Raw genomic sequence first — 17,356 nt, 5'->3', positions numbered from 1 at the left:
CGAGCTAGTCCAGCCCGAACAGCCGCGCGGCGTTGTCGTGGAACACGCCGCGCAACCAGTCGTCGTCGATACCGGGCAACTCGGTGATCGCGGTCAGCGCATGGCGGTACCCGTAGGGGATGTTGGGAAAGTCGCTGCCGAACAGGATGCGGTCACCGAGATCCCGCAACCGGCGGTGCTGGTCGGGCGGAAACGGCATGGTCTCCTCGGAGAACGCCGTGAAGGCCATGGTGGTGTCCAGCCGCACCTGGGCGGCGGACGCGCAGATGTCGAGGAACTCGGTGTATTCCGGCATGCCCATGTGCGCGACGATCAACGGCAGCCGGGGAAATCGGTGCAGCAGCTGACGGACCGGTTCGGGTCCGGTGTGCTCGCCGGGCACCGGGCCGGAGCCGCAATGGATGACGACCGGCACGCCGGCGTCCTCGATGACGCCCCACACCGGGTCCAGCAGCGGATCGTTCGGGTCGAAGCGGCCCACCTGCAGGTGCGCCTTGAACACCCGGGTGCCGCCGTCGATGGCCGCCGCGACGTAGGATCCGGCGTCCGGCTCGGGGTAAAACGTCGCGGTGGCCAGGCAATCCGGGGTGGTGCGGGCGAACTCGGCGGCCCACTGGTTCAGCCACGCCGCCATCTGCGGCTTGTGCGGGTACACCAGCGAGGTGAACCCCCGCACCCCGAACGCGCGCAGCGTCTCGATGCGCGCGATCTCGTCGGTCCGGTAGGCGATCGGCCAGGACCGCCCGATCAGCGGACCGTTGGAGTCGAAATAGTTCCACACCTTGTCCATCACCGACTTCGGCATGAAATGGGTGTGTACGTCGACGATTCCGGGCAGGCCCAGCTGCGACCAGATCCGCCGGACCCCGTCGGCCTCGGCGGCGGTCATCCCGCTCTCCGTCCGCGACTGTGCGGATCGATACGCCGTGTGCGGGGTGTCGCGTATGAAACCGCACAATCACCGGGTGCTGTCATACCGGCAGCCCGTGCTGTTCGGCCTCGGCGCGGTAACGGTCCACCCACTCGTCGGAGCGCCGATTAGCCTGGCGTTCCAGCACCGGCTCGGGAGCCAATCCGGGATCGAGGCCCAGCGCTTCGAGCACCTGGGCCACGAACGAGGTCAGGTTGCGCCACAGCACCGGGTAGGCGATGTCGATCGGGGTGATGTTCTCCGCGGCGAACCAGTTGCGCCAGCCCAGCTCCTGATCGCGCAGATTCTGCACGATGTGGGCGATGGCGTCGGCGTGGTACTGGGCCTGCGAATCCCGTTCGGGGTCCGGGCGTCCCCGCCACACCTGGGTTTGCACGGCCCGCCAAAACGACACCGCCTGGGACACCACGTCGGGCCGGTAGACGTGCACGTACACCGGTTCGCTGCCGATCACGTCGCGGATCGCCGCACGCAGCCCGTCACCGGTGCGGTCCGGCAGCCCCGCCGCCCGCTGTTGCAGCAGCTCGGTCTGGTTCCACATCAGCTTTCCGCCCCAGATGCCGTTGGGGGTGCGGCCGGAACTGCGGATGTGTTCGCGCCAGGCGACCGGGGTGGCGGTGTCGGGCACCCCGGGCTCCAGCGGGTCGAGCAGCCGCAGAATCGACTCGTCGGTCACCCCGGCGAACCATTCCCGCGGTTGCGGCGCCATCCCGGTGGTGGGCAGATACTGAAAGAACTCCTGCGGCTCGCCCGCACTTCCGGTGGCGCGCAACGATTCCACCAGCAGGGTGCTGCCGCTGCGCTGGGTGGCCAACACCAGATACGACGACGGGGTAGCGGACATCACGGAAACCTACTGTTGGACTTCGTCTTCGATGCCGCGGTCGGCGGCGATAGCCGAGCGGCTGGTCGGTGTCTTGTGATGGATCTGCAGATACGTCTCGGTGTAGCGTTCCGAGATCCGGGTGCCGGCGAACTCCGACGGGATGACGTCGCCGGTGCGCTGGCGCCACTCGTTGAGCTGCACCGCCAGATCGTCGGCGACGGCGGCGGCGTGGTCGACGTCGGCCGTGTCGCCGTCGAGCAGGTTTTTGGACTCGGTGGGGTCGGTGCGCAGGTCGTAGAGTTCACGCTGCGGCCGCGGTGACGCCACCGACGGCGCCACCACCTGCCCCGACGGGCTTTCCTCGATATCCCACGGCAGGTCCAGCAACGGGCGCCGCGCGTAGTTCTCGATATAGCTGTAGTCCTTGGTGCGGATCGCGCGAATCGGGTCGAACGAGTCGTGATACGTCTTGGCGGTGTACACGTGATCGCGCACCGGCGCGGTGCCCGGCTCGGGTGCCAGCAGGTCGCCCGCATGCGAGAGGCCCTCGATCTCGGCGGGTTTGGCGACGCCGAGGAAATCCAGCAGCGTCGGCAACAGATCGACCCCGCTGAACAGGTCGTCATACACCCGGGGTGCGATCGCGTGCCGGGTGGGTGGCCGGATGATCAGCGCGACGCCGGTACCGGCGTCGTACAGCGTGGATTTCGCCCGCGGGAACGCCGGCCCGTGGTCGGTGACGAACACCACCCAGGTGGTGGCGTCCAAACCGGTTTCGGCCAACGTGTCCAGCAGCTCGCCCACCGCCGCGTCGGCGGTGGTGATCGACCCGTAGAACTCGGCGAGGTCTTGGCGCACCTCGTCGGTGTCGGGCAGGTAGTCGGGCACATCCACGGCGGCCGAATCGGCGGGGCGATAACGGTCGGCGGGATAGGGCCGGTGTGTTTCAAAAAAGCCCGCGGTCAACAGGAATGGTCGCCCCGTGTCGGCGTGCGCGCGCAGCCAGTTTTGGGTGTGCTCCACCACGTATTCGCAGTAGGAGTTGGACACGTCGAATTCGTCGAAGCCCAGCCGCGCCGGAAACGACGTCTCGTGTTGCATGCCGAACAGCGCCGAATGCCAGCCGGATTGGGCCAAAATGTGCGGCAGCGTGCGCACCCCGGGCCGGTACTCCCAGCCGTGGTGGGCCAGGCCGACCAGCCCGTTGCTGTGCGGGTAGCGGCCGGTGAACAACGACCCGCGGGCCGGTGAGCACAGCGGCGCGGTGGCGTGGGCGCGGGTGAACAGGATGCCCTCGGCGGCCAGCGCATCCAGCCGCGGGCTGCGCACGTCCGGGTGCCCGTAGACGCCGAGGTAGCGGCCCAGGTCGTGCCAGTGCACCAGCAGCACATTGTCTCGGTCTTGGTTGGGGTGGTTGTTCTCGCTGATCGCGGTCACCTTCTCAGCTTGTGTTGTTGCGCTCCGCCGGTTGAGAGTATCGGTAGTGATGATTTTTTCTCCACGCTCGACCTCGCCGGCCGGCGGCACGACCCCGATGTGGGGCACGTCTGCGCAGGTCAGCGTGGTATTGCCGCGCTGAAGGCGCCGCCGCCGCCGGGCCACCGCCGCTGGGCCGCCGTCCCCAGCCATCGAGCGGAACTGTGGCCCGCCTCATAGCCTGATCCCCAGTCCACAGGGAGGAGTTCGGTCGGTGTCCTGGTTCTCCATCCGCATGGCCAGCGGAGATTCGATCATTGTCGACGGCGAGTTCACCATCGCCGATAACGGTGTGCTCACCGTGGTCCGCACGCAGCACCCGCCGCAGCCCGCCAACACCACCCATTTCTCGCCGGCGGCGTGGGTGTCGGTGGAGGTCCTGGTGCAGCGGCCGCTCGGCATCCCGGTCGGCACCGCCCAACTGGTGGGGAGCGCCTCCGGGTCTTAGTCGGGCGGCTCGGGTGCCAACTCCCAGCCGTTTTCGGAGACGAACTCGGCCAGGGGCCGCGCGAAGGCCCAGTTGTCCAACTCCAGCGCGGGCCGGTCCGGGAACTCCGGAACCGGTCCCAGGCACAGGATCGCCACCGGTTCGGCGTCGGCGGGCATCGTCAGCAGCTGCGCCAGGCGATGCGGATCGAACAGCGACACCCAGCCCATGCCAAGGCCCTCGGCGCGCGCGGCGAGCCATAGATTTTGGATCGCGCAGGACACCGACGCCAGATCCATCTGGGGCAGGGTGCGTCGCCCGAACACGTGCGCCTGCCGGCCGTCGCGCAGCGCGACGACCAGCAGTTCGGCGCATTCCCGGATGCCCTCGACCTTCAACGCCAGAAATTCCTGGTCGCGGGGGCCGAGTGCTTGCGCGGTGAGGTGGCGTTCCTCGTCGACCAGGGCGTGGATGCGACGACGCAGCGCCGCATCGGTGATCCGGATGAACCGCCACGGCTGCATCAACCCGACGCTGGGGGCGGCGTGCGCGGCCTGCAGCACCCGGGCCAACACCTCGTCGTCGACGGTGCTGTCCGGCACGAAGCGGCGCATGTCGCGACGTTCGGCGATCACCCGATACACCGCTCGGCGCTCCGACAGACTGAACGCGTGATCGGTCACCTGGCCATCGTGCCCGGTGCGCCGAGATCGACGGCAACGAGGCCCGCACTCGAGGTTTTGCGCGCTAGCGTCGACCTCGGCGACGAAGGGAGCCGATCGTGAAGATTCCCGAGGTGCTCGACCACCTGCCCGCCGCGGATGCGGCCCGGCGCGCCTACGGCGAGCCGTACCAGACGCCCGATGGGGCCACCGTCATCACCGTCACCCGGGTGCGCGATGGTGGCGCCCTCGGGGTGTACGTCATCCGCGGCGGCGACGTGTCCTGGGTACCAGCCATCGATCACAACCGGATCGCGCTGATCGGTGTGATCACCGGCCTGCTGGCGGCGGTCTTCGGCACCCTGGCCATGCTGCGCCGGCCGCCCTGGCCGGATCTGCACGGGTGGATCGAGCTGCCGCGGCGCACGGCTCAGGGGTTGTAGGCCACACCCACCGCGCGGTAGACGTACTCCGGGGGCACGTCGAATGCCAGTGACCGCAGCGGCAGCTGGGTGAGCACATCACCGGGAATCGGCTGCTTGTAGTGCAACGACAGTTCCCCGCTGAACCGGGGATCCACGGCGGCGAGGTTTATCTCGACCTGCAGGCCGCTCGCCGAGATTTCCACCCCGGCGGCGCCGGTTTGCGCTGCGTCCCAACGCACGTCGACGGTGCGCCCGGCCAGTTTCGGCAGCGATGACAGGGTGGCCAGCACCCGCTGGGAGGTCAGCACCAGCGACCCGACGTAGCTGGCGAGGCTGTGCGGTGACCGCAGGCCCGGCACCGCGCCGCTGAACCGTCGGGTCACCGCAACGTAGTCGGCCAGGTAGAGCACACCTTCGGCATCGACCTCGGCCCGCAGGTCGGCGGGCAGCTTGCCGATGCCGAATAGCCGGCGGATAAAGACGGCCACCAGCCCAGTATGCCTACGCCCGAGGTGGTGTGGCGGTGCCCGTTGCGGCGCCTCGTGATAGGGGTCTTTTGGGTTGGTCACCGGTGCACGACGGATGCTGGTGAGCCTCGTTCATATCGGGCGGTGGGCCCCGGCCGCCCGGATTGGAGGGCCAGGGGTAGATGGTGATGGGCCCGGCCCCGAGAACGGACGGATGTTCCATCGCTGCCTTGACGAATGATAAAATTTGCTGGCATTCTTTGCTGAGGACAGTGTGATCGGGGGTGGTTGAATGTCGAGGCGTTTGCTGGTTGAGTTGCCGGTGTTGAGTGGGTCGGCGCAGGATTTTTCGGGGGCGGCTGAGCGGTTGCGGTCGGGGTTTGTTGCACTGGATGAGTCTGTGCGTGGCCTGGTTGGCGGGTCGTGGTCGGGGGATGCGTCGGCCGAGTACCACAAGGTGTGGCAGCAGTGGCATGAGGGCGCTGATGCGGTGGTGTCGGGCTTTGCACGGTTCGCCGAAGCGATGGGCAAGACGGCCAAGGCATTTCAGGAGGCCGAGGGGGCCGGTGACCGGTCGAGGGATATGTGATGAGCAAGTTCGCGGTGGATCCGGAAAAGTTGGCGGCTGCGGTGACGCAGATGGGCGATTTCCACAAGGTGGTGGCGGCTTCGGTGGCTGATGCGCAGTCGCTGATGGCCCGGTTGTCGCACTCGTGGGAGGGTGAGGCGGCTGCGGCGGGCCAAGACGCGCATCGGCGGTTGCATGCCGGTGCCGAGCAGATGGGCGAGGCGTTGGGGCAGTTGCAGCGTTTTTTGGATAACGCCCATGACGGTTATAAGCGGGCGATTACCGGGAATTCGCAGATGTGGGGTGTGGGGTAGGGCACCTGTGCGCCCACACAACGCGGTAAGGGCGCCGGGGGTGAGCGATGGCGCCCATTGAGGTTGACCCGGTGCCGTTGGCCGCCGCGGGTGTGGCGCTGGCTGGCGATGGTGAGGCGCTGGCTGCGGCGTTGACGACGTTTTCGGGGTCGCTGAAGGGGTTTAACGCCGGGGAAGACACCGCGGGAACGGTGTTCGCGAATACGTATCGGACAAATGCTGACGAGGTGGTCAAGGCCGCGTTGTCGGCGTTGAAAGCGTGCGGGCAGGTCGGGTTCGGGGTTCAGATGTCGGCGGCCAATTACGCTGCGGCCGAGGCGGGCGCGACGGTGGGCTGCCCGGCGCCGTCGGTGCCGGTGCCGGCCCAGCCCGCGGCGCCCCAGGTGACGGTGACGATTCCCAGCCCGTTCGGCGGCGGGATCGCCAAACCGATGCTGTGGGCGGTGGTGGAGTTTTTTGTGGGCGACGTGTGGCCCAACGGTGATCCCGGCGCGATGCGCGAGGCCGCGGGGACGTGGAAAACCCTCGGACAGGCACTGAGCCGGATCGGGGCCCAGGTGCCGACCGTCAAACCGTCGATCACCGCCCAGACCATCCCCGAACAGCAGACCATGGGCGCCGCCGTCGATGACATCGCCGACTCGCTGACCAAGCTGGCCGGCATGTGCAGCACCATCGCAACCGAGCTCGAAGGGTTCGCCGGTGAGGTGGAGAAGGCGCAAAACGCGATCCGTGATCTGCTGAAACGGCTTTCCCCGTCCGGGCTGCTGGACAGCATCGGCCATCTGTTTTCCGGTGAGAATCCGCTGGAGGAGATTAAGGCTGTGGCCCGCGACATCATGGCGGTGCTGCGCAACTTGGGGCGTGAGGGTAAAGCAAGGGTCGATGCCATCAAAGGGCTCGCGTCGGCGCTGGAGAGTCTGGCCGATACGGTGGAGAGCTGGATCAGCAAAGAATTTCCGGCGATCGCACCGATAGCCAATGCGCTGATCGATCTCGACGTGGGGGCGTGGACGAACGTTATCGGTGTGCTGGGGTCGGTGGCTGCGCTGAACCCGTCCCGGTTTTTCTACGACCCGAAGGAAGCCCTGCAAACCTGGAAGGGCACCGCCGAGGGATTGTTGATGCTGACCAATCCCGCCGCCTTATTCACCAAGATCGTCACCGACCCGCATGGCGCGCTGGAGATGGGCAAAGCCCTCATCGACTGGGATGACCTGAGCGGGGAGCACCCGATGCGCGGGGTGGGATCGGATATGGTCACCCTCGCCTCGTTCTTCCTACCCGGGGCCGAAGCAGCCAAACCCGCTACCGCCGCCGCAGAAGCGGGCGCGCGCGCCGCCGAAACCGCCACCGCGGTCGAAACCAGGGCCGGGTCGGCGCTGACCCGCGACGCCGCGGCCGCCGCGCGCCTGCCGGTCGCCGATATCGCCCCCCAAGCCGCGAAAATCACCGAAAAACTCGACAGCCTGCCCCAGGTCAGAAACACCGAACTACCCAAACCGGGCCCCCTCGACCAGCCCCGACCCGGCGCCACGGTCACCGACCAACCCCGCCCCACCAACACCGGCCAACCCGCCGCCGAACCCAAACCCGAAGCCGTAACACCGACCGCCGAACCCAAATCCACACCCGTCGAGGCACCGGCCGGTCATGCGCCAGCGGCACCGGTCGAAGCGCCGCCTGGACACGCACCCTCGCCGGCAGGCGAACCGGCCGGCCCGACACCGGCGCCCCAGGCGCCTGCGCCGCCTGGTGACGCGCCTCCAGCACCTATAGGCACACCGGTCGCTGAGAAACCGCCAGCATCCGTGCCCGCGCCTGCCGACCACACACCACCTGCGCCGGCAGGCGCGCCAGCCGGTGAGGCACCATCGGCTCCGCGAGGTGCGCCGATCGGTGAGACGCCTCCGGGACACGTAGAGCCGCCCGCGACTCCCGGCGAGACACCACCGACGCCTCACCAACCGCCGAGCGGGGACGGCCACGGAACCACCGGCGACGGCACAGAACCCACGAACACCGGTACTCCTGGCAACTCAGATGACGCGGGCGCCGGACCGCAAGAACCCGCCCCTCAACCGCACTCGCTACCAGACACATTCGACCCGAATGCAGGAAGTAACTACCCGTCAGGAGACCCGTACCTTCCCGGACGGTGGCCACCCGACACACCGCCGGAAACCTGGATTCCAGGGCAGAGCGAGTCGGGCTGGAAGTACTACAATCGCGGCACCGACGACTGGGTGGACTATCAGCTACAGACAGGCGGCATCGAGCGAGCCGCGGACGGCAGGGTCCCTGAGTTCTTGCAGGTCGATCCCGCCACAGGGAAGCCGGTTGCTTTCGATAGTCACCTGTACCGTGGGGACCAAGAGGTCTTCATAGACGGGAAGATGGGACGCCGGGGATTGTTCTGGCAGCCTGAGAACGGATACTGGGTCAAACGGGCCTTTGGTGATCTTGAGACCGCTGAGCGGCAACTGAGCGCACTTCCACCGGGAGCCAAGCTCGAATGGCATGTCTCTGATCCCTATGGCGCAGCTGCACTTCGTCAGATGCTCGAAGACAACGACATCTACGACATCGACGTGATCTATACGCCGAAGCAGTGACCTAGATGAAAGGTGAATCCAAGGTGACATTGCAGACACGTCCCGCGTGGGCGGCCGACGCATTTGTGCGGGCAATCTGGGTCGCGACGGGAGAGTCTCCTGAATGGATCGCGGCGCGCACCAACTCGCTCATACAGCAGTTGCGACACCTCTTCGACATCGAGCACTGGCGAACCCTTGACGACGAGCCTTGGGAAGGGTCGGAGGGCGAGCTGGTGCGGATAGTGCGAAGCTACGTCAGCGTCAACGATGCCTACGAGCCTCCTCAGCCCGAACCGGAGAGCGGTTATCGGATATGGCTATCCGGCGAGGGCCCGCGAGTCCGTATCCGCGTCGAAATCAACGCCGGTGCAATCTCGCCGGGCGGGCGAATACCGTTACATCATCTGACGGTCCGCATCCACGAGCAAACGCCTGGAGACATCACCAGCGAGGCCGCGGACGCGGTGTGCGCAGCCGTTGCCTCCACATGGAACCCCGCCTACGCCAAATTAACTGACTCCGCGACGAACAGCCTTGCCCGACGTGGTGGTTGGAAGATCGGCGTTGGATACCGGACATGGATCAGCTCCGACGTCGGCACAGTCAGTCATCTCGGGGACCAACTGTCCTCCACCGAACTAGCTGGGGGAACCCTCATCTCGGCTCCCGATGATTGGCCGGCCGCGCGGGTCGTGGAGGCGATGACGGCTACTCTGCGGGAGAATGGCATGGACGAGGTACCCCACTAGGATTCACTTCCTTTCGTGGAGTACCAATCCCGTGGAGAAGGTACGGCTATGGGTTTCGAGGAGTTAGCTGACGATGACCTGGTCCGTTGGCTCGGTAGCTGGATTGCGAATGTAGCCGGGACCGTCGACGTTACGGCGGCAGGAGGCACCGAGAGCGCGGGGAAGATCACCGTGTCGATTCAGGGCGATCTAGTGCGCCTTGAACTCACTCAGGTTGCGAAGGGTATGCAGCCTGATCGGTTGAGCCAGGCGATTGAGCAGGGATATGTGCAGGCGTACCGGGAGGCGCTGCACCAGGTTGGCCTGGTATTTGACCGGATTGAGCAGGATGTCGCGGATAACCCTGTCGTGTTGGGCCGGATCCGTCGAATACGCGAAGAATACGGGGACCGCAGCGGGCTGCGCAGGATGCTCAAACGGCAGGCACAACGGCAAGAACCGTCCTGGGATCCAGCCGAGGATCCGCTACGCCGCCGTATCTAGCCACGCGGGCGATGATTCATCGCCGCCGTTCGGCTACTTCACCCGTATCGCGGTGAGGTATGCACTGCCAGCTGGTTCACGAGGTTGCGGCATGGGTCGTGGGCCGCAGGTAGTACGCGAGCGGATCAACATCTCCAGCGGCCCGGCTTGCACCGCCCTGGGCTCCGGTGCCTCGCAGGCGAGGTTGGTTTGGTAGTCGTTTAGGCATGGTGTCGTATACGGCCTGGCGGAAGGATGTGGTCCCGCCTCACGCGTCGATCGTCGCCGCGGCCGCCGCGCTCGTCTACGCGCTGATGTGGGTGGGCTGGCGGCAGGACTGGGGGTGGCTGGCGGCCGTCGATACCGCGGCACTGACCGCGGCCCACGACATCGGAGTGAAGCACCACGGGTGGGTGCAGTTCTGGCAGCTGCTGTGCACGGTGTTCAGCCCGGCCGCCTTCCGGGTGGTGGGCATGCTGGCGGTGGTGGCCGCTCTGGTGCGCCGCCGGCTGCGGGCGGCGTTGTTCTTGCTGGTTGCGGTGGAACTGTCGGAAGTCGTCACGCACGTGGCCAAGACGCTGGCCGAACGCCCACGGCCGGTGACCGCGCTGGTGGTCGAACCTTCGTGGTCGTTTCCGTCGGGGCACGCGCTGGGGGTGATCGTCGCGGTGCTGGCCCTGCTGACCGTGCTGCTGCCGTTGTTGGGTCCGGCGGCGCGGCCGGCCGCGATGGCGGTGGGGGCGCTGATCGTGGTGGCGGTCGGGGTGGGCCGAGTGGCGCTCAACGTGCACCACCCCTCCGACGTGTTGGCCGGGTGGGCGCTGGGCTACCTGTACTTCCTGCTGTGCCGGCGAGTGCTGCGGCCGCAGGTTGGTTAGGCTTCCGGGTCACCCTGCCTGTGGCCGGCCGCCTTGATGCGGTAGGAGGCCGCAAGCTTGGGCTTCAGGTGTTTGGGGGAGCGGTGCGGATCGCCCGGTGCTCCGCCCGAGACGTAAGTGGTTCTCGAGACGAGCCGGCACGCACCTAGGAGAATGTGGGGCACAATGGCGCATCCGGACGAGGCTCGCCCCAACAGGGGCGACACGGCACAAGACCGGCTCCGCAAGGAGCTGCTCACCAGTGGGCTCTACGACCTGGTGCCGCTGGCCCAGGTCGAATCAGTGATCACCCGAGACGATCTCGCGGAAACCACTGCAGAACAACAAAGCCTGGCGTTGTCCACCATTCGGTCGCTCGTCGCCGATGGACTCATGCAATTTGATGAGTGGGACGACATTCCCCTGGATGAAGCAATGTCCCGCGTGCGCGACCTTTTCGTCAACCACTACGAAGATCCGGCAGCGTGGGCATTCGCGGTTTGGCTCAAGCTCACCGAAGCCGGTACGCGTATCGCGACGGAACTGACTCAGCGGTGACGGTTAGGCCTCCGGACCACCCTGCCTGTCGTCGCCCTTCGGATCGGCCACCAGGATGCGGCGGGTGGCCACCGGCTTGCCCTTGATGTGTTTGGTCACCGGCGGCGCCGGGGGCGGCGTGGTGATTCGGCCCTGCACCGGTGCGCCGTTGCGCACCGACGGCGCGAGGACGCGTTTGGTGGCGGCCTTTGGCTCCTCACCCAGCCCGCCGCCCTGCATGGCGCCCGGCGGCACGAACGGCATCGCACCCATCGGGGCGCGCGGTGTGGCCGACGGTGCCGCGGAACCCGAGGACGGCGGCGGCCCGCTGGGCGCCGAGGCCGGATAGGTGGCGGCCGACGGAATCGGTGGCGGCCCCAGCGGTGAGGCCGGGGCGGTGTCGCCGCCGGCGCCCCCCGCGAAGTCGCCGGCACCGACGCCGGAATCGCCTGCGGTGCCGCCGAAGTCCTCGGGCAACTCGTCGAGAACGTCGTCGCTGAGGTCCGCGTCGGGGTCACCGGCCTGCTCGAGCCCGCCCAGACCGGCCTGCAGCCCTTGCTGGGCGGCCTGGGCGCCCTGCTGGGCAAGCTGACCAAACGGCTGCAGCGCGGCGCCCAACGCGCCGCCGAAGGCGCCGGCTGCCGCCGACAGGGCCTGCGGAAGGGCCTGCATCAGCTGCGCGGACTGTTGCTCGTTGGCGGGGAAATTCGCCTGCGCGTCGGTGACCCCGGCTTCGCGTTCGGCCTGCCCGGTCTGCGCGTCGAGGTTGTCGCCGGGGATGCCGGTGTTGCTGGCGACCCCCAGGGCCGCCAACAGCTGGTCGATCGCCGAGTGCACCATGGCGACCTGCGCGGGGGTGATCGGTGGTGCCGGCCCGTTTTGGGCGCCCGCCGACGCCCACGACGACGCGTCGAACTGCAGGTCACCACCGTCGGTGGTCATGGCAGGGCTCCTCCCGCGGCGGTCCGGCTCAACGCCTGGAACCAGGCGAAGTGATAGTTCGCGACGGCGGTGCTGCCGTTCACCAGCGCCGCGATCGTGGCCAGCAGCTGCCAGTTTTCGATCGCCGCGCCGTCCAGGTCGTCGGGGTAGGCGCGCAGGACCCGCTCGGCGACGGTGGCCAGATGCTCACGCAGCGCCTGGTATTCGGCGGGCGCCACGCCGGTGTCCCGGGTCGCGGCCCTGGCCAGGGTATGGGCGAGACGGGGCAGCCCGTCGCGCCATTTGGTGGCCTGGCCGAGTTCCCACCCGAGTTCGTCGACGACGAGTCCGTGGCGGGCCCGCGGGGAGGTCAGCACCGGGTCGATGTCTTCGGCCTGCGGGAGGTGCTGGCCGGGGATGTAGCTGGCGGTGACGGTGACCTCGCCGAGCAGCGCCTCGACGTCGCCGCGGCGGCGTGCCGGTCCCAGCAGCCGCATGCCGACGGGGATGTCGACATGCGGTGGGATCCAGCCGCAGGCCAGGTCGGTGACCAGGACGGTGGTGTGGTCGGGCCGCTCGCCGGCGGCCCAGTGCAGCCGGGGTTCTTGGCGGGCGACGGTGTCGACCAGGTTCTGCAGCCGGGTGCGGGCGGTGGTTTGTGCCGAGGTGGCTCCCGCGATCGCGCCGCCGGCGGTCACACCCACGGCCTGCTCGGAGACGACCGCCGGCGTCGGGGGTGGCGTGGCCGGGCTGGCGGATTGGCGCACCACCGCGGGCTGACCGACGCTGCTGCTCGGGCTGGCTGGCGCCGACGCGGGCGCCGCCGGGGGAGGGCTGGCCGGTGCGGTTGGGGCCGCCGGGGTGGCGGGCCGGATGTCGGCGCCGTAGGACGGGAGCGGGCCCACGGGTGCGGCCGCGCCGGTGATCGGGGGCGGCGCGGCCGTCGGGCCGGCTAGATAGGCGCCGCCGGCAGCGCTGGGCGGCACGTAGCTGGGTGGCGGCATCTCGGCGGCCGGCGGGTGCGGCGGCACCTCGAACGCCGGGGTGTGCCCACTGGACGGGAACGTTTGCGCCACATGCGGTGTCGGCGCGGGAGGCGGGTCGGACAGCGGTGGCGCCACCGGGCCCGCCGATGCCAGCGCGCTGGCCCCGATCGGGGTGCCCGCCTGCAGTCCCTGGCCGAAGCTCTGCATCAGATTCGTCGGAGCCGGGGCAGGTGTCGCGGTGGGCGATGGGAGGCTAGCCGCCGGTAAGCCAGCGGAGGACACGGGCGGCGCGGAGGCCGGTAAACCAGGCGCTGACACTGGCGCTGGACCGGCGTTGGGAGCTGAGGGGGCTGACGAGCCAGCAGACGGGGGCACGGGGGGTCCGCTCGATGCTGTTTGGGTGTTGTTTTGTCCGAAGTTTTGTGGTGCCGGATTTCCTACTGGTGGTGATGCGGGTGCTGGTCCGATAGATGGTGGCTGGGTGTTGTTCTGTCCGAAGTTTTGTGGCGCTGGATTTCCTGCTAGTGGTGATGGGGGTGTGGGTCCGCTAGCCGGTGCCTGTGTGTTGGCCAGGCCGAAATTGTTTGGTGCAACATTAGTGAGTGGCGGGGCAGGCGAGTCCGGTAGCGGTGTACGAAACCCCAATGCTTCAGTAGTGGTAGATGAGCTGAACTTGTTGAGTGTTGTCTCCACCTGTTGGTGTATCGTGTCAATGCTCGGTGATCCAAACATACGGGTGGTGTCGATGCCCAGTTCTTTAGCGAATTGTTGGGCAGAGAGCTGAACCCCGTGCTTGTTAAGAATGTTCTGGATGTCAGTCAGTACATCTCCTGCGCAAGCCGCCGCTTTGGTGTTGGCCTGAGTCTGAGACTCGACCACGATATCGGTAATCTTGCCGACTTTGATCGGGAAGGGGTCCTTGGAACCTTGGATCTGCTTAATTTTGGAGTTGCCGGTGTCTGCGATCGTTAGAAGCTCGGAACGAAGTTCACTGGCAGAATTATGCGCAGAACGGTTGTATTCTTGTATGCCCTCGTACTTCTCCGCGATCTCACCCGCATGTCGCTGGCCATGCTCGAAGGCATTTCGTCCGCTGTTGGCTGTTGAGCCTTCCTGCTCGGAGAGTGCTGCAAGCCCTTGCCGCAGTCGGTGCTCCACATGGCGAAACCTGGCGGCGACGTTTCCGAAATGACTCGACGCACTACTTACGGCATCCAGGTTTGCATCGGTTGGCAAAACATGGCCGACAAGCAATTCCGTCCAATCTCCGGTGAGCGGGCTAGTCATTGGCACAACCGATCAACTATTGCGATGTCGGTGTCTATAGTGTGACGGAATGGCTCTAGATCTGCATCAGTATCATCGTTGATTGCATGTATCCCCGCTTCTAGGTATGAAGTTGCAAGTGACCGGATCGGTTTTTCCAGGTCGGCAGGGGTTGCGGGTTCTGAAGTCAACCGGTATAGAAGGTAATCCCCGGCAGCGTAAACTGCAAGCCGCGCATTCGCAGCTATTGCGAGAATGGCAGTCTCTTCACTTTCTGCAGGCCGGGGTCGGTGGGTGTTCAGCGCCACCTCACTCTTCACTATCTGAAAAGCGGCGCAGACGTTCGCTTTGGCGTCGCTGATCTGCTGATCGCTATACATCGGCGCGGACGGCGGCGGGGGACTGTTCTCCGGCATCGGCCGCAGCCACGCGGCGACGGCGACACCGACCGCGACCAGTGCGACGACGAGGGAGGCCAGCGCGGTAAAAGTGGGTACCCGCGAGGTCCGCGGTGAAGCCATTCGCGGTGCTGAGGCGTGCGGCACAGGTGGTCCCGGCGGACTCGGTGCGGGCGGCAGTCCGGTCGAGCCCGCCGCGGGCGGCGGTCCTGGCGGCCTTGCTGGAGGAAGCCCCGAAGGGGGCGTATCCGGCATTCGTCGATCGTATCGCTGATCCCAAATTCCGGTATTCAGCTTGGCTTTCTAGCGGCCGCTGCTCAAGGCGACGGCCAGCATGCCGCGTGACGTCTGTGGCGGTTGATCCTGTTGTGCTGGTGGCGGGTTGGTACACCGGATCATCCACGGACCACCGCGTAGACTCGACCCACAATGGCCGATCTATCCGCGACGCCCGATCCCGTCGGGGAGTTCACCTGTTCAAGCAAAGGCTGTCGCACGCAAGCGACGTGGGGCCTGCTGTGGAACAACCCCAAGATCCACACCCCCGAACGCCGCAAGGTCTGGCTCGCCTGCGATGACCACCGCGATCACCTCGACGAGTACCTCTCGCTGCGGGGTTTCCTCAAGAAGGTGGTGCCAGTGACCGAACTAGAACGCGCCGGCGACGGGTAACACCGTCGAGCGGGCCACCGCGGCGTTGAGACTGCGGTGAGGGTCGCGATTTCGGCGGAAGCACAGCCCTGGCCGCAATCTCAGCGAATAGGGCGGGCCACCAGAGCGCCCGCGTGACCCAACCGTAGCTAAACCTTTACTTGACCCTCAGGTCGGATGGCCTTGATCATGAAACGGTGCGTCGTCTGCTGGCTTTGCTATGCGCAGCGGTGTGTGCTGCCGGCGTGACGCTGGAGCTCGCACCGCGCAGCGCGGCCGTCGTCAACCCCTGGTTCGCGGGCTCGGTCGGCGGTGCCAGCCAGGTGGTTTCGGTTGTCGGCGTTGGTGGTTCGGATGCGAAGATGGACGTCTATCAGCGCAACGCGGCGGGCTGGCAGCCGGTCGCTGCCGGTATTCCCACCCACGTCGGGTCCGCCGGCATGGCCGCGAAAGCCAAGAGCGGGTATCCGGCCACCCCGATGGGGGTCTTCACGTTGCCGTTTGCGTTCGGCACCGCACCCAACCCCGGCGGCGGGCTGAAGTACGTCCAGGTGGGACCCAACCACTGGTGGAACGGCGATGACCACAGCCCGACGTTTAACACCATGCAGGTCTGCCAGCAGGCGCAGTGCCCGTTTGACACCTCGGCCAGTGAGAACCTGGAGATCCCGCAGTACAAGCACGCGGTGGTGATGGGCGTCAACAGCGCGCGGACCCCGGGTGACGGGGCGGCGTTCTTCTTCCACACCACCGACGGCGGGCCGACCGCGGGCTGCGTGGCCATCGACGACGCCACCCTGGTCAAGATCATCCAGTGGTTGAAGCCGGGTGCGCTGATCGCGATCGCGAAGTAGACGGACCCAGCGCGGTTAGCAGGACTGGACGCGGCAGGCCGTGTCAAACGCGATCAGCACCGGGTAGATCGCCATCCCGGTCATGAAGAACAGCAGGGCCAATTTCAGTGCCGCGGGGGACTTGCGGGCAAGCAACCCCGACAGGACGGCTACCAGAAGCCAGATTCCGAGCGCCCGGAACGGGGCATGGGCGATCCCGCCGTACGCGTCCACTCCGAGGGCCGCCAGCGCCGCGGGCAACCACAGATACAGGCAGGTCCCGACGAGTGCCCCGGCGGTCAACCCCGCGGCCGCGAGCAAGAATCGCTTCATCGGCGCATCGCCTCCAACCGGTCGGCGACGCGGACCGGTCGAGTTCAGATCCTAAACCCGGGTGATGGGGCAGACCGTGCCAAACGCGGTCAGGCCAGGGCGCGGCCCGGCGTGAGCTTGAAGTCCAGGCCGGCCAACGACATGGTCGCCTCGTAGGTGCGGTCGTAGCCGGTGGCGCTGATCTTCCAGCCGTCGGCGGTGCGCCGGTAGCGGTCGCGGTAGAACGCCGCGCCGATCAGCATGAAGTTCATCTCGGCGACGATGACCCGATCCTGCAGATACCAGGTGGCCGACGCCTCGTCGCCGGTCACACTGATCTCCGGGTGGGTCACCCGGTGCTCGGTGATGATGGCGGGCCCCAGCGACGATCGCATGTACTCCACCAGGTCGGTGCGGTTGCTGAAACGCAACTCCTCGCCGAGCGACGATCCGTAGTCGCCGGCGATGTCCTCGGTCAGGGTGTCGGCGAAGTCATCCCAGTGCTTGGTGTCCAACGCGCGCAGGTAGCGGTACTTGACCTGTTGGATCGCGTCGATGTCGGCGGTGACGTCTCGGGGGCTCATCTGGTCATTGCAGCACACAGGGTGGCTAGTGGCCCGGGTAGCGCGTCTGTACGCGGTGTGAACGCAGTCGATGTCGGTCAACAACGTACACAAATGCTTGCGTTGGC

The 17,356-nt window shown here is 67.0% G+C and carries 21 protein-coding genes; 11 read left to right on the top strand and 10 right to left on the bottom strand.

The features are described from left to right. Positions 1-4 precede the first annotated feature (4 nt). The 3 genes from ACAG26_RS10995 to ACAG26_RS10985 form a co-directional block, all read right to left on the bottom strand. Positions 5-889, bottom strand: coding sequence for an amidohydrolase family protein (locus ACAG26_RS10995; RefSeq protein ID WP_370482049.1), 885 nt, complete (start codon positions 887-889; stop codon positions 5-7). Between the two features lie 82 nt (positions 890-971). Next, complete coding sequence (locus ACAG26_RS10990; protein WP_370482047.1) at positions 972-1,775, bottom strand: Stf0 family sulfotransferase; 804 nt, start codon at positions 1,773-1,775, stop codon at positions 972-974. A gap of 9 nt (positions 1,776-1,784) precedes the next feature. Then, positions 1,785-3,185 (bottom strand): sulfatase, encoded by a 1,401-nt coding sequence (locus ACAG26_RS10985; protein WP_370482130.1) that lies wholly within the window; start codon positions 3,183-3,185, stop codon positions 1,785-1,787. Positions 3,186-3,447: 262 nt separating this feature from the next. On the opposite strand from ACAG26_RS10985, the gene ACAG26_RS10980 reads away from it, so the two are divergent. After that, entirely contained in the window at positions 3,448-3,681 is a 234-nt protein-coding gene (locus ACAG26_RS10980; RefSeq protein ID WP_370482045.1) for a hypothetical protein, read from the top strand. Here ACAG26_RS10980 and bluB read toward each other — a convergent pair. Then, the gene (gene bluB, locus ACAG26_RS10975; protein WP_370482128.1) at positions 3,678-4,274 is read right to left on the bottom strand and encodes a 5,6-dimethylbenzimidazole synthase; all 597 of its coding nucleotides are present in this window, start codon (positions 4,272-4,274) and stop codon (positions 3,678-3,680) included. The genes ACAG26_RS10980 and bluB overlap by 4 nt on opposite strands. Before the next feature lie 167 nt (positions 4,275-4,441). Here bluB and ACAG26_RS10970 point away from each other — a divergent pair, with 167 nt between their 5' ends. Beyond that, positions 4,442-4,765 carry a hypothetical protein gene (locus ACAG26_RS10970; RefSeq protein ID WP_370482043.1) on the top strand — a complete coding sequence of 108 codons (324 nt, stop codon included), beginning with the start codon at positions 4,442-4,444 and terminating at the stop codon, positions 4,763-4,765. Here the strand turns inward: ACAG26_RS10970 and ACAG26_RS10965 are convergent. Next, positions 4,753-5,235: a hypothetical protein gene (locus ACAG26_RS10965; protein WP_370482041.1), complete on the bottom strand. Its 483-nt coding sequence runs from the start codon at positions 5,233-5,235 to the stop codon at positions 4,753-4,755. The two genes, ACAG26_RS10970 and ACAG26_RS10965, sit on opposite strands and share 13 nt — an antisense overlap. A gap of 271 nt (positions 5,236-5,506) precedes the next feature. Here ACAG26_RS10965 and ACAG26_RS10960 point away from each other — a divergent pair, with 271 nt between their 5' ends. From ACAG26_RS10960 to ACAG26_RS10930, 7 genes are all read left to right on the top strand, one after another. Next, positions 5,507-5,803, top strand: coding sequence for a WXG100 family type VII secretion target (locus ACAG26_RS10960; RefSeq protein ID WP_370482039.1), 297 nt, complete (start codon positions 5,507-5,509; stop codon positions 5,801-5,803). Continuing rightward, positions 5,803-6,096, top strand: a complete 294-nt coding sequence (locus ACAG26_RS10955; RefSeq protein WP_370482036.1) for a WXG100 family type VII secretion target — start codon at positions 5,803-5,805, stop codon at positions 6,094-6,096. Before ACAG26_RS10960 ends, ACAG26_RS10955 begins: the two co-directional genes overlap by 1 nt. A 47-nt stretch (positions 6,097-6,143) precedes the next feature. Beyond that, positions 6,144-8,711: a hypothetical protein gene (locus ACAG26_RS10950; RefSeq protein ID WP_370482034.1), complete on the top strand. Its 2,568-nt coding sequence runs from the start codon at positions 6,144-6,146 to the stop codon at positions 8,709-8,711. Positions 8,712-8,716: 5 nt separating this feature from the next. Further along, entirely contained in the window at positions 8,717-9,442 is a 726-nt protein-coding gene (locus ACAG26_RS10945; protein WP_370482033.1) for a hypothetical protein, read from the top strand. A 48-nt stretch (positions 9,443-9,490) separates the two neighbouring features. Continuing rightward, positions 9,491-9,925 (top strand): hypothetical protein, encoded by a 435-nt coding sequence (locus ACAG26_RS10940; RefSeq protein ID WP_370482030.1) that lies wholly within the window; start codon positions 9,491-9,493, stop codon positions 9,923-9,925. Between the two features lie 206 nt (positions 9,926-10,131). Next, the gene (locus tag ACAG26_RS10935; RefSeq protein ID WP_370482028.1) at positions 10,132-10,782 is read left to right on the top strand and encodes a phosphatase PAP2 family protein; all 651 of its coding nucleotides are present in this window, start codon (positions 10,132-10,134) and stop codon (positions 10,780-10,782) included. Positions 10,783-10,947: 165 nt separating this feature from the next. After that, entirely contained in the window at positions 10,948-11,319 is a 372-nt protein-coding gene (locus ACAG26_RS10930; protein WP_370482027.1) for a hypothetical protein, read from the top strand. A gap of 3 nt (positions 11,320-11,322) precedes the next feature. Here the strand turns inward: ACAG26_RS10930 and ACAG26_RS10925 are convergent, their stop codons facing one another. From ACAG26_RS10925 to ACAG26_RS10915, 3 genes are all read right to left on the bottom strand, one after another. Continuing rightward, on the bottom strand, positions 11,323-12,240 hold the full coding sequence (locus ACAG26_RS10925) for a hypothetical protein (RefSeq protein WP_370482025.1): 918 nt from the start codon (positions 12,238-12,240) through the stop codon (positions 11,323-11,325). Then, the gene (locus tag ACAG26_RS10920) at positions 12,237-13,412 is read right to left on the bottom strand and encodes a DUF5632 domain-containing protein (RefSeq protein WP_370482022.1); all 1,176 of its coding nucleotides are present in this window, start codon (positions 13,410-13,412) and stop codon (positions 12,237-12,239) included. Before ACAG26_RS10920 ends, ACAG26_RS10925 begins: the two co-directional genes overlap by 4 nt. A 1,076-nt stretch (positions 13,413-14,488) precedes the next feature. Continuing rightward, positions 14,489-14,992: a hypothetical protein gene (locus tag ACAG26_RS10915; protein WP_370482019.1), complete on the bottom strand. Its 504-nt coding sequence runs from the start codon at positions 14,990-14,992 to the stop codon at positions 14,489-14,491. Between the two features lie 306 nt (positions 14,993-15,298). Between ACAG26_RS10915 and ACAG26_RS10910 the strand changes: the two genes are divergently transcribed. Together ACAG26_RS10910 and ACAG26_RS10905 are read left to right on the top strand one after the other, a co-directional pair. Then, a complete protein-coding gene (locus ACAG26_RS10910; protein WP_370482017.1) occupies positions 15,299-15,541 on the top strand; it encodes a hypothetical protein in 243 nt (80 codons plus the stop codon). Positions 15,542-15,717: 176 nt separating this feature from the next. Continuing rightward, entirely contained in the window at positions 15,718-16,374 is a 657-nt protein-coding gene (locus tag ACAG26_RS10905) for a L,D-transpeptidase (RefSeq protein ID WP_370482015.1), read from the top strand. Between the two features lie 15 nt (positions 16,375-16,389). Here the strand turns inward: ACAG26_RS10905 and ACAG26_RS10900 are convergent, their stop codons facing one another. Together ACAG26_RS10900 and ACAG26_RS10895 are read right to left on the bottom strand one after the other, a co-directional pair. Next, on the bottom strand, positions 16,390-16,686 hold the full coding sequence (locus ACAG26_RS10900; protein WP_370482013.1) for a hypothetical protein: 297 nt from the start codon (positions 16,684-16,686) through the stop codon (positions 16,390-16,392). Positions 16,687-16,775: 89 nt separating this feature from the next. After that, positions 16,776-17,249: a nuclear transport factor 2 family protein gene (locus ACAG26_RS10895; protein WP_370482010.1), complete on the bottom strand. Its 474-nt coding sequence runs from the start codon at positions 17,247-17,249 to the stop codon at positions 16,776-16,778. Between the last annotated feature and the right edge of the window lie 107 nt (positions 17,250-17,356).

The organism is Mycobacterium sp. pUA109 (assembly GCF_041287095.1).
In the GTDB taxonomy this organism is placed as follows: Bacteria; Actinomycetota; Actinomycetes; order Mycobacteriales; family Mycobacteriaceae; genus Mycobacterium.
The sequence above is the reverse complement of the archived record's forward strand: the minus strand, read 5'-3'. Positions and strand labels throughout refer to the sequence as shown.